This is a genomic window from Rhodococcus sp. PBTS 1 (assembly GCF_001620025.1).
GTDB lineage: Bacteria > Actinomycetota > Actinomycetes > Mycobacteriales > Mycobacteriaceae > Rhodococcoides > Rhodococcoides kroppenstedtii.
Genome location: NZ_CP015219.1, coordinates 2,348,745 through 2,361,382 on the forward strand (window position 1 = coordinate 2,348,745; position 12,638 = coordinate 2,361,382).

The window sequence follows — 12,638 nt, forward strand, 5'->3', positions numbered from 1 at the left end:
GTCTGTTTCCGGGCCATTCGTTCTGGGACACCTCACAGACCGAACTCCGGGACGGTCTCATAGCCCTCGAAGCAGTCTTCCGGTTTGTTAGCGTGAGGTTCGCAGCGCGCCCGCCGTGCTGTGTCGATCGCGAGTGCCGGGGGGAAGTCGATGACGGAGGGTGGGCCGGGAGTCGACCGCGCGCCGAGCGAGTGGCCCGACGAGCCCGGTGCGGAGTTCGAGGAGACCTTCGACCTCACGACGGCCCAGCGCGACATGTGGTTGCTGCAGGAACTCAACCCCGACGTCACCTTCGCCGTCGCGCACTACATGGAGATCCGCGGCGCCGTCGACATCGAACTGCTCGAGCGGGCCATGCGCATCGCCACCGTCGACACGGGGTCGATGCTCACCACACTCGTCACCGACGACGACGCACCCGGCGACGACGGCACGAGTCCGTCCGCGCCCACGGTGCGTCAGCGCCTCGATCGCGCGGTCATGGACATGGACCTCGACCACATCGACGTCCGCGACGAGCCCGACCCCGCCGAGGCGGCGGCGGACCTGATGACCGAGTTCACCCGGCCCGTGGACATGTACACCGAATCGCTGGGCTACACGGCGATCATCACTCTCGGCCCGGACCATCACTACTGGTACGCCCGTGGTCATCACGTCGCCATCGACGGGTACGGCGCCACCGTGGCCGCCGCGCGCACGGCCGAGGTCTACAACGCCCTGCTCGAGGGCCGCACTCCGCCGCCGTCCCGCGCCCGCCATCCCCGCGCGTTCGTCGAGGCCGAGCGGGCCTACCGGTCCTCGCCGCGGCACACCAAGGACCGGGCGTACTGGGCCGGTGTCGGACCCACCCTGGGCGACCCGGTGTCCCTCGCGGGGCGCACCGCGCCGCCGTCGGCGTACAACCACCGGTGCGACACCCTTCTGGGCACGGCGGCCGATCGCGCGGTCCGCGACGCCGTGGGTCGTTTCTCCACCACGCTCGGCGTGGTCGTGACGGCGGCGTTCGCCGCGTTCCTGTCGCGCGCGACGGACTCCGCGGACGTCGTGGTCACCCTGCCGATGGCGGCGCGGGTGACGTCGTGGATGCGGGAGTCGGCATGCATGACGGCCAACGCGGTCCCCGTCGGGGTGACGTGCGGCGGCGGTCGCACCGTGGGCGAGGTGATCACCGAGACGGGACACCGGGTCAGCGGCGCCCTGCGACACCAGTTGCTCCCCGCGTCGGAGATCGCCGAACTGCTCGGCCTGACCGGGGTGACTCTCGGACCCACCATCAACCTCATGCTGTTCGGCGAGCGCATCGTCCTCGGGGACGTGCCGGCCGATCTCGACCTGCTCACGTCCGGGCCGACCGCCGACATCGCGGTCACCGTCCACGAGAACCGCGCCACCGGACGGCTCCGCGTCGACCTCGAGGCGAACCCGGCGCTGTACACGGCGGACGACCTGGTGCTGCACAGCGAGCGGTTCGCGCGATTCCTGGTGGACTTCTGCACGAGCGACGCCGGGACCGAGGTGCGCTCCCTGCCCATGCTCGGCGACGGGGAGCCCGTCGCCCTCGCGTGGACGGCGCCGCGGGCGGTACCGCCCGCGTTCGCCACGTTCGCCGATCTGCTCTCCCGCGCCGACACCGTGGACGCGCGTGGTCTCGCCGTCGTCGACGGCCGGGTCTCTCTGACCCGCCACGAGCTGCGCCGACGATCGGATGCGCTGGCCCGCACACTGCTCGATCTGGGCGTCGGTCCCGACGTCCCGGTGGTGTCGGTCCTGCCGCGGTCGCACCTGTCCGTGACCGCGGTGCACGCCGTCGCCCGGTCCGGCGGGGTCCACGTTCCGGTCGATCCCGCGCTGCCCGCCGAGCGCATCGCCACCATCGTCGCCGACTGCGGCGCCGCGGTGGGCATCACCTCGCCCGACCTCGTGGACGAGCTGCCTTCCGGAGTGCAATGGGTGACCGTTCCCGCGGGCCCGACCCCGGCCGGGCCCGCACCGGACCTGTCGGACGCCACGCGGCCGGGCCCGGACCATCTGGCCTACGTCGTCTACACCTCCGGAAGTACCGGCACCCCCAAGGGTGTCGGCGTGACGCATCGCGGGCTCGCCGCCATGGCGACCGCGGCGATCGCCGCGCACGGTCTGCGACCCGGTCGACGGGTCATGCACTTCGTCTCCCCCGGCTTCGACGCGTCCGTGCTCGAGCTGGTCCTCGCCTTCGGCTCCGGCGGCACCCTCGTGGTGGTGCCCCCGGGTGTCCACGGCGGCACGGAGCTGGCCGACGTCCTGCGGTCCGGCCACGTCGACGCCGGTTTCGTCACGCCGTCGGCCCTGGCCACCGTGCCGATGACCGATCAGCGGGTGCTGACGGCCGTCGGGGTCGGCGGCGACGCCGTACCGGGCAGCCTGGTGGACGAGTGGTGTCCCGGTCGCCGCATGGTCAACGTCTACGGGCCGACGGAGACCACGGTCGCCGTCACGTTCGGTGAGTTGCAGGCCGGCCGGGAGGTCGAGTTGGGCGCGCCGTTCCCCGGAGTCCGGGCGGTGGTCCTCGACGCCGCGCTCCGTCCCGTCGCGCCCGGATGCGTGGGCGAGCTCTACATCGGCGGCGGCGGGGTGGCCCGCGGCTACCTGGGGCGGTCGGCGCTGACGTCCGAGCGGTTCGTGGCCGACCCGTATCTGCCCGGTGCCCGTCTCTACCGCACCGGTGATCTGGTGCGGCGCACCGCACGCGACACCCTGGTCCACCTCGGCCGTCGGGACCACCAGGTCAAGGTGCGCGGTTTCCGCATCGAACTCGGTGAGATCGAAGAGGCGCTGCGCACCGCGCCGCACGTCGCGGATTCCGCGGCGATCGTTCACGGCGTCGGAACGCGCCGCACGCTCGAGGCCTACGTCAGCCCGGCGGGTGACGAGCGCCCCGATCCCGACGACGTCCTCGACGCCGTGGCCCGGATCCTGCCGCCCTACATGCTGCCCAACCGGGTGACGGTGCTGGACCACATGCCGCTGGGCGTGAACGGCAAGATCGACCGCAAGCGACTTCCGGCGCCCCGCGCCCGCGACACGGCGGCGACGAGGCCGCCCGAGACGGAGCGGGAGATCCTGGTCGCGGAGGTCGTGGGCGAGATCCTGGACCTCGACGACGTGGCCGCCACCGACCACTTCTTCGAACTGGGCGGGAACTCGCTGCTGGCGACGCGGCTCGCGGCGCAACTGACGGAGCGGGCCGGCCGCACCGTCGGCGTCCGCGACGTCTTCACCCTCGCCACGGTCGAACGCCTCGCGCGTCGGCTCGACGACGAGCCCGTCGCGGACGACCGGCGACCGGGCCCGCGCCGCGGCGACCGGGAGGACCCGACACCGGCGTCGGCCGCGCAGCGTGGTCTGTGGTGGATCGAGCAGTTCCACCCGTCGTCGACGTACCACGTTCCGCTGGCCCTGCAGATCACCGGACCGTTCGATGCCGACGCGGCGCGGGCGGCGCTGCGGGACGTGGTGTCGCGGCACGAATCGCTGCGCACCGTGTTCCGCGCTCCCGCCGACGGCGAGACCGGGCCGATGCAGGTCGTGCGAGACGCCGCCGAGGTAACCGACTTGCTCGACGTCGACGGTGTCGAGGTCGAGCGCGCCGCGGACGTGACCGCGGCCCTGGGTCCCGCCACGGCCTCGCCCTTCGACCTCGCGACGGACCTGCCGTTGCGCGCACGGATCGTGCGCGTCCGGTCGGAGCCCGACCGACACGTCCTCGCCGTGGTGCTGCACCACATCTGCGTCGACGGATGGTCGCTCGGCGTGCTCGCCGCCGACCTGGCGACGGCGTACCTCGCGCGCGTCGTCGGCACCGCTCCCGCGTGGCCGGCCCCGGCCGTGCAGTACGCCGACGCCTCGGCGTGGCAGCGACGGGAACTCGGGTCGATCGACGATCCCACCTCCCGCATCTCGACGCTGCTCACGTGGTGGACCCGCACGGTGGCCGATCTGCCGACGCCGTCCGGGCTCGGCGCCGACCGGCCCCGTCCCCTCGTGCCGACCGGCCGCGGCAGCGTGGTGACGGCCCCGATCGGGGACCGGCGTCTCGCGGCCCTCGACGCCCTCACCTCCCGCACCGGCACCTCGCGATTCATGGTCGTGCACGCCGCGCTGGTTCTCGTTCTGCGCGGGCTCGGCGCCGGAGACGACGTCGCCGTGGGCACCGCCGTGGCCGGACGCGGACACGCGGATCTCGACGGCGTCCTGGGCATGTTCGTCAACTCGGTGGTGCTGCGCACCGCCACCTCCGGCGACCGCACCCTGGGTGAGCATCTCGCCGCCGTCCGCGCCACCGACCTCGACGCGCTCACCCGAGCGGACCTGCCGTTCGAGACGCTCGTCGACGCCGTCGATCCCCCGCGGTCGGCGGGCCGACACCCGCTCTTCGACGTCATGATCACCACGCGCACCACCCCCGACCTGCGCACGGCCGTCGGCGACGTCGTTCTCGAGCCGTTTCCTCTGGACGCCGGCCGCGCCAAGTACGACCTCGAGCTGGTGATCGACGAGTCCCCCGGCGCGCCCCTGCGTCTGGACCTCACCTACGCCGTCGACCTCTACGACCGCGGCACGGCGACAGCGCTGCTCGAGCGGGTCGTCGCCGTCGTCGACGCGATGGCCGCCGACCTGACGGTTCCGGTCGGCCGCGTGCCGCTCCTGCTGCCGCACGAGATCGCGGCGACGGTGCCGATGCGATCCCCGGAGCGCGAACCGCGACCGGTCGGGGTCGAGTGGACGCTGGATGCGCTGGTACGTCGGCACGCGGCGCTGACCCCGGACGCGATCGCCGTGATCGACGGTGCGCGCCGCACCACCTACGCCGAATTGGACGCGATGGTGCAGCGCGGCGCGGCTCGTCTGCTGGACAACGGTGTCTCCGCGGACAGCCGGGTCATCGGCCTGGTCCGGCGATCCACCGAGTCGGTCGCCGCCGTGCTCGCGGTCGCCCGCGCCGGCGGCGGCATCGTCCCCGTCGACCCCGACTACCCCGCGGACCGCCGAGCCTTCATGGTGCGCGACAGCAAGACTCTGCACGCGGTCTGCTCGGATCCGGCCGACGTTCCGAGCGACGGGTTCCTCTGGACCACCACCGAGGGGCTCTTGTCCGCCGAGGCCGTCCCCGCCGCGCGGGGTGCCGTGTCGGTGCCCCTGGACTGCACTGCCTACGTCACCTACACCTCCGGCACCACCGGCCGGCCCAAGGGCGTCCAGGTCACCCGACGCGCCTTCGCCAACATCACGCGGGAACTGGTGCGCGCCTACCGAGCCGACGCCACCGCGCGCGTCCTCGCGTTCGCCTCCCCCAGCTTCGACGCGTCGATGCTGGAACTGGGCCTCGCCTTCGGGGCCGGCGCCGCCCTGGTGATCGTCCCCGCCGGGGTCGTCGGCGGCGACGAGTTGACCTCGATCCTCGACGAGCACGCCGTCACGCACGCCTTCCTCACCCCGTCCGTGCTGTCGACGCTGTCCGCCGGCGACGGTCCGGTGCGCCGGCCCACCGTGCTGGGCATCGGCGGCGAGGGCTTCGGTGCCGACCTGCTCGCGGAGTGGGGACCCGGACGCCGGATCGTCGACATCTACGGCCCCACCGAGAGCACCATCTGCTCGCACGCGCCGCATCTCGCGGGCACGGAGGTCTCCATCGGCCTGCCCGTCTCCGGCGTGCGAGCGACCGTGCTGGGGCGCGACCTTGCACCCGTGCCGCCGGGAACCGAGGGCGAGCTGCACCTGTCCGGGGTGCAATTGGCCCGCGGCTACCTCGACCGTCCCGCTCTCACCGCCGCGCGGTTCGTCGCCGACCCCTACGGCCCGCCCGGCTCGCGGATGTACCGCACCGGCGACCTCGCCGTGTGGCGACCGACCCGGGACGGCCGACCCGACGTCCGCATCACCGGTCGCAGCGACTTCCAGGTCAAGATCCGCGGCCAGCGCATCGAACCGGGTGAGATCGACGCCGTCCTCACCGACGCGCCCGGCGTGGCCGGTGCCGTCACCGTCACCGCGCCGGGACCCGCCGGCGAGACCGTGCTCGTGTCCTTCGTCCACCCGGCGCCCGGTGGATCCGCCGCCGACATCGACGTCGCGCAGGTGATCGCCGTCGCCCGTCGCGGCCTGCCGCGACACATGGTGCCCACCGCGGTGGTTCCCGTGGATGCGCTGCCGCTGACTCCCGTGGGCAAGGTGGATCGGGCCGCCCTCCCGATGCCGGAGACCCTCGACACGCCCGCCCCCCACCGCGCACCCGGGACCGCGGACGAGAAGGTCGTCGCCGAGGTGCTCGCCACCGTGCTCGGCCGAGACCGGATCGGGGTGGACGACGACTTCTTCGCCCTCGGCGGGACGTCGCTCTCCGCGACCGTGTTCACCGCCGCACTCACCGAACGCACGGGTGTCCGGGTTCCGGTGCGCGCCGTGTTCGAGCACCCCACCGTGGCGAGTCTCGCCGCGCGGGGCGACCTCGTCGGGATCGGCAGCGCGACCGCGCCCCGACCGGTGCTGGATCCGCCCGACCGACCGGCGTCGGTGCCGCTGTCGTCGTCGCAGCTGGCGATGTGGTTCGCGAACCGCACCCCGGCCGCGTCCGCCTACGTGATCGTCTCCGGGTTGGCCGTGACCGGTCCGCTCGACGACCGCGCCGTCATCGCGTCGCTGAACGACGTCGTCGCCCGTCACGAGTCGCTGCGCACGGTCTACCCCACGGTGAACGGTGTACCGACCCACCGGGTGCTGGGGTCGGTCGAGGTCCCCGTCCGGGTGATCGACGCGTCCGACGTGGAGGTCGGGTCCGGTCCGCCCACCGACCGTCCCGAGGTGCACTCCGCGCTCACCGACCTCGGCGAGCGTCCCCTCGATCTCGCGGAGGGCCCCGTCGTCCGCGCGTGCATCGTCCACCTGGCGGCCGACCGTCACGTGGTGGGCATCGCGGTGCACCACATCGCTGCGGACGGCGAATCGGTCGCGCCCCTCACGGGCGATCTGATGCAGGCCTACGCGGCCCGCACGTCCGGCGCTGCGCCGCAGTGGTCGCGGCCCCCGGTTCAGTACATCGACCACCTCCTCGCCCGACGCGCCGCCCTCGACCCCACTCGAGCCGCCGCCTCGCTCGACTGGTGGCGGACACGCTTGGCGGGCATCGCCCCGGAGCACCCGGTCCGGCCGGACCTCCCCCGACCCGACCGGACGTCGGGGCGCGCGGAGTCGGTGAGCGTCGAGCTGTCGGCGTCGACCCGTCGTGCGGTACAGGCGCTCGCCGCGCAGCACCGCGCCACGGAGTTCATGGTGATCCACGCCGCGCTCGCCGCGGTCGTCGCGGCGGAGAGTCGCGCCGGCACCGACACCGACACCGTCGACGTGGTGATCGGCACCCCGCACGCCGGTCGGCACGCCGCCGGTCTGGAGACGATGGTCGGCATGGCCGTCGAGACGGTCGTCCTGCGCACCGCCGTCGACCGGACGTCGTCGTTCGCCGAGACGGTCGACGCGGTCCGCGACGCCGACCTCGGCGCGCTCGATCACGCCGAGACGTCGTTCGACGACGTCGTCGCCGCGCTCGATCCCCCACGTCATCCCGCGCGTCACCCCGTCGTGCAGATCATGCTGTCGGTGCGGCCCGAGCCTCCCGTTCACGTCGAACTCGGGGAGCAGACCGTCGCGGCCCTCCCGATCGCGCCACGATTCTCGGCCTTCGACCTGGTCGTCACGATGACCGCACGCCGCGACGGCGGCGCCGACATCGAGGTGACGTTCTCGCGCGAACTCTTCCTGCCGGCCACGGCGGGTCGCCTGGCCGCCGCGGTGCGCGACGTCCTGGCCCGGGGCACGACCGCACCGGAGACCGCGGTGGGCGAGCTCGCGGCCGCGCCCGTCGAGCGCGGCTCCACCCTGGCGGATCTCCTCGTCTCCGCCGCCTCGGACCGACCGCACCGGCCCGCGGTCTCCGCGTCGGACGGCCGCCGGACCTACGCCGAGCTGCTCGCCTCCGCCGATGCGCTCGCCGCCCGATTGCGGGCGGCCGGCGCCGGCCCCGGCGAGGTGGTGGCCGTCGCGATGGGCCGGTCCGCCGCGTCCGTCACCGCGTTCTGGGGTGTGGCGCTCTCCGGCGCCGCCGTGCTCCCCGTCGACCCCACCTACCCGCGCGAGCGCCTGCAGTACGTCCTCGGCGACGCCTCGCCCGTCCTCGGTCTGACCCGAGCGGTCGACGCGGTGTCGTTGCCCGACTCCGTGACGTGGTGGTCGCTGGACTCCGCCGGCGTACCCGTGGAGGAAGACGGGTCGGTCGCCGATACGGTGCCGGCACGGCCCGCTCGCGCGGACGACGTCGCGTACCTGATCTACACCTCGGGCACCACCGGTCGCCCCAAGCCGGTCGCGGTGCCGCATCGAGGCCTGGATCGCTTCGCGGCCACCCTTCGGTCCACGTTCGACACCGACCACCGCTCCCGCGTTCTGCACGTCGCGTCCCCCGGCTTCGACGCCGCGGTGCTCGAACTGCTGCTCGCGGTGGGCAGCGGCGCCGCGACGGTGGTCGCTCCGCCCTACGCGTTCGCCGGGTCGGCGCTGGCCGCCGTGATCGATCGGGAGCGGGTGGACACGGTCTTCCTGACGCCCGCCGCCCTGTCCCTGCTCGAGCCCGCCTCGGTGCCCACCGTGCGCACCGTGGGCACCGGCGGCGAGGCCCTGCCCGCCGCCGTGGCCGAGACGTGGGCCGCGAGGCACCGCCTGGTGAACGCCTACGGACCGAGCGAGACCACGGTCGCCGCGACGATGGGTGTCCAGCAGGCCGGTACCGCCCCGCACATCGGAACACCGGTGGCGGGCACGCGGACTCGGGTGCTCGGGCCCACCCTGGCCGAGGTGACGGACGGGGAGACCGGTGAGCTGTACGTGGCGGGCGCCGGTCTCGCCCGCGGCTACCCCGGTCGCCCGGCCGCCACCGCCGCGCGGTTCGTCGCCGACCCGGCGGGGCCGCCCGGCAGCCGGATGTACCGCACCGGTGATCTGGTGCGGACCCGGCTCGCCACCGGCCGCGCGCCGCGCGTTCTCGAGATCCTGGGCCGCTCGGACGCGCAGACCAAGATTCGCGGCGTGCGCATCGAACCCGCGGAGGTCGAGGCCGTGCTCACCGGCCATCCCGCCGTCCTCGGTGCCGCGGTGCTGGTGGAGGCCGGTGCCGACGGGTCGCTCCTCGTCGCCCACGTCTGCGCCCCCGGGGCCGACGAGTCTGCGATCCGGGACCACGCGGCCGCCGCGCTGCCCCGCACGCACCTGCCCGGCCGCATCGTCCTGCACGACCGGTTGCCGCTGACCACCCACGGCAAGGTCGACCGCGCCGCCCTGCGCGCGGTGGGTGCGGCGGTGCCGGAGACGTCGGTATCGGACGAGGTCCCGGTGGCCGTCCCCGCGCCGACGCCTGCGCCGGTGTCGGCGCCGGTGTCGGTGTCCGACGACGACGGGCTTGTACTGGAATCGATGCTCCGGGCCGCGTTCGCGGAGGTTCTCGGGGTGGACGACGTCCCCGCGGACGCCGACTTCTTCGCGCTGGGCGGCAATTCGTTGGCCGCGGTCCGGGTGCTCGACCTGGTGCGCGACCGGATCGGCGACCGGGTGAACCCCGAGGCCGTGGACGTCACATGGTTCTTCGATGCCGCGACACCGGCATCGCTGTCCGCTCGACTACAGGAGGCGATCGTGCTCGACGACGGAATCGACACCCGGGAGCGGGAGGCCGTCGCACCGCCGCCGGCTTCGGCGGCCGTCCAGCCGCCGTCGGCACCCGCGGCCGTCCAGCCGCCGTCGGCACCCGCGGCCGTCCAGCCGCCGACGGTGCCGGGTGCCGCCGCCGGTTCCCACCACCGTGCTCCGCGGCGTGCCTCGCGCTCCGCGCCGGCGGGCGCGTCGTGGGACGTGGTGCTGCCCTTGCGGTCCGGGGCCGACGACGTGGCGCCGCTCGTCTGCGTGCATCCCGCGGTGGGCCTGTCCTGGAGCTACGCGGGGCTGCTGCCGCATCTCGATCCCTCGGTACCGGTCATGGGACTGCAGGCACGCGGAATCGCCACGCCCGCACCGGAACCCGCCTCGCTCGGTGAAATGGCCCGCGACTACGTCAACGTCGTGCGCAGCGAGTTCCCGTCGGGGCCCTACCGATTGCTGGGATGGTCCCTCGGTGGACTCCTCGCTCACGCGATGGCCGTGGAGTTCGAGAAGCTCGACGAGGACGTCGACCTGATCGTGCTCGATGCCTATCCGATCCCGGCCGACATGCCGCGTACCGAGATGACCGTCGCCGCGCTGGTCCGCGACTTCGTGCCGCTCGACGCGGAGGTACCGGACGACCTCGACGTCGAGGGCGCGATCGCGTTGATCCGCGGCGTGGGCGGCCCCACCGCGCACCTGGACGCCGATCGGATGCGTCGTCTGCACGCCCGGTACCGGCTGTTCGTCGACCTCGGACACGCGCACACCCCGGGACGATTCGGCGGTGACCTGCAGGTGTTCTCGGCGGCCGTCTCGTCCTCGGGGGCCGACACCGGGCTCGGTCCGTGGGCGTGGCGCCCGCACGTCGCGGGCTCCATCACCGACACCCCCGTCGACGCGGCCCACAACGCGATGGGATCGGCCGAGGCGTTGGCCGTGGTCGCGCGTCGGCTCGGCGGGTTCCGATCCGCCACCGTCGGCACTCGATGACGGCCGTCGAATCGCGCTGGTCCTCCGACGCGGCGGTCGAGGTGAGGGGTCTGGTCAAGGACTACACCTCGCGGCGCGGCTCCCACCGTGCGCTCGACGGGATCGACCTCACCGCCGCCGCCGGGGAGGTCACCGCGGTGCTCGGTCCCAACGGTGCCGGGAAGACCACCACCGTCCGTATCGTCGGCACGTTGTCCCGGCCCACCGCGGGCACCGTCACCGTCGCGGGAGTGGACGCCGTCCGCGATCCCCGTCGGGTGCGAGGACTGATCGGGCTCTCCGGCCAGTACGCCGCGGTGGACAACAAGCTCACCGGGTACGAGAACCTCCGCATGCTCGCCCGCCTCTACGGGGCGAGCGCTCGCGACGCTCGCGCCCGCGCCCGCCAGCTCCTCGAGAGGTTCCGCCTGGACGACGTCGGGGCACGGCCGGTGTCCACCTATTCGGGCGGCATGCGACGCCGCCTCGACCTCGCCGGAGCCGTGGTCGCGCGCCCGCCGCTGATCATCCTCGACGAGCCGACCACCGGGCTCGACCCGCGGAGCCGTAACGACATGTGGGACATCGTCGCCGAACTGAAGGCCGAGGGCACCGCCATCCTGCTCACCACGCAGTACCTCGAGGAGGCGGACCGGTTGGCGGACGCGATCGTCGTCGTCGATCGCGGCGTCGTCGTCGCCCGCGGCACCCCGACCGAACTGAAGGAGCGGGTACGTCCACCGACCGTCGACGTCCGCCTGAGCCGGCCGGAGGATCTCCGCTTGGCCGCGGACCTGCTGCCCAACATGAATTTCCGCGTCCATCGCAGCACGGTCACGGACGGGTGGTTCACGGTGGACGGTCGGCACGGCAGCGCGGCGCTGGTCGAGGTGCTCGCCCGCCTGCACCGCACCGGAGTGGACGTGCGCGACGCGCGGATGAACGTCCCGGACCTCGACGACGTGTTCTTCGAGTCCACCGGCCGGGCCGCCGAACCGATCGGCGCCGTCGAGGCGGTCGGGTCCGGGAGGCCGACGTGACCGTTCACCGAGCCGAGCCCCGCACACCCGTCAACACCGGCGGCGAACCCCGGCATGCCCGCCGGGCGGCGTCGGAACCCACCATTCCCTCGATGCGTCCGCAGAACGTCCGCAGTTTTCTCGTGGACTGCCTGACCATGACCCAGCGGAACCTGCTCACCATCCTGCGGGTGCCGCAGTTGCTGCTCGGGGCGACGGTGCAGCCGCTGATGTTCGTGCTGTTGTTCTCCTACGTCTTCGGCGGCGCCCTCGGCGGACCGACCTATCGCGAGTTCCTCATGGGCGGCATCTTCACCCAGACGGTGGTGTTCAGCGCAGCCTTCACCGCGATCGGCCTCGCGACGGACAGCAAGGAGGGCATCGTCGACCGCTTCCACTCGCTGCCGATGTCGCGCGTGTCGATCGTGTTGGGTCGCACGCTGTCCGACACGCTCGTCTCGGTGGTCTCGATCGCCGTCATGATCTCGGCCGGATACGCCGTCGGCTGGCGGATACGGTCCTCGGTGGTCGACGCCCTCGGCGCGGTCCTGCTCCTCATGTTCTTCGGCTTCGCGATGTCGTGGCTGGGCGCGGTGGTGGGTCTGGTGGCCGGGACGGCCGAGAGCGCCCAGAGTGCGCTGATGATCGTGCTGTTCCCCATCACGTTCATCTCGTCGGCGTTCATTCCGTCGTCCACGCTGCCGGGACCGCTGCGGGCGTTCGCGCAGTGGAATCCGATCACCTCGGTGGCCAGATCGACGCGAGAGGCCTTCGGGAACCCGGTGTCCCCCTCGCCGGCGGTGCGCGAGCCGATCAACTGGGCGTCGACGCACCCCACGATCTACTCGATCCTGGTGTCGGTGCTGGTGCTGGTGGCTCTCGTGCCGGTGGCGCTGCGGGTGTCGCGATCCTCCGACGGGTGAGCGC

Annotated in this window: 3 protein-coding genes; all 3 read left to right on the top strand. The window is 73.3% G+C overall.

What is annotated here, in order from left to right:
* Positions 1 to 150: 150 nt before the first annotated feature.
* From A3Q40_RS10575 to A3Q40_RS10585, 3 genes are read left to right on the top strand one after another with little or no spacing between them, the layout of a single operon-like run.
* Positions 151 to 10,713 carry a non-ribosomal peptide synthetase gene (locus tag A3Q40_RS10575; RefSeq protein WP_068102095.1) on the top strand — a complete coding sequence of 3,521 codons (10,563 nt, stop codon included), beginning with the start codon at positions 151 to 153 and terminating at the stop codon, positions 10,711 to 10,713.
* The gene (locus A3Q40_RS10580) at positions 10,710 to 11,732 is read left to right on the top strand and encodes an ATP-binding cassette domain-containing protein (protein WP_068102096.1); all 1,023 of its coding nucleotides are present in this window, start codon (positions 10,710 to 10,712) and stop codon (positions 11,730 to 11,732) included. The genes A3Q40_RS10575 and A3Q40_RS10580 overlap by 4 nt, the downstream gene beginning before the upstream one ends.
* A complete protein-coding gene (locus A3Q40_RS10585) occupies positions 11,729 to 12,634 on the top strand; it encodes an ABC transporter permease (RefSeq protein WP_235606265.1) in 906 nt (301 codons plus the stop codon). The genes A3Q40_RS10580 and A3Q40_RS10585 overlap by 4 nt, the downstream gene beginning before the upstream one ends.
* Positions 12,635 to 12,638 lie beyond the last annotated feature (4 nt).

Bases quoted from the DNA above. Each gene is read 5' to 3' on its own strand.
- A3Q40_RS10580 (WP_068102096.1), top strand. From the start codon at position 10,710: ATGACGGCCGTCGAATCGCGCTGGTCCTCCGACGCGGCGGTCGAGGTG.
- A3Q40_RS10575 (WP_068102095.1), top strand. From the start codon at position 151: ATGACGGAGGGTGGGCCGGGAGTCGACCGCGCGCCGAGCGAGTGGCCC.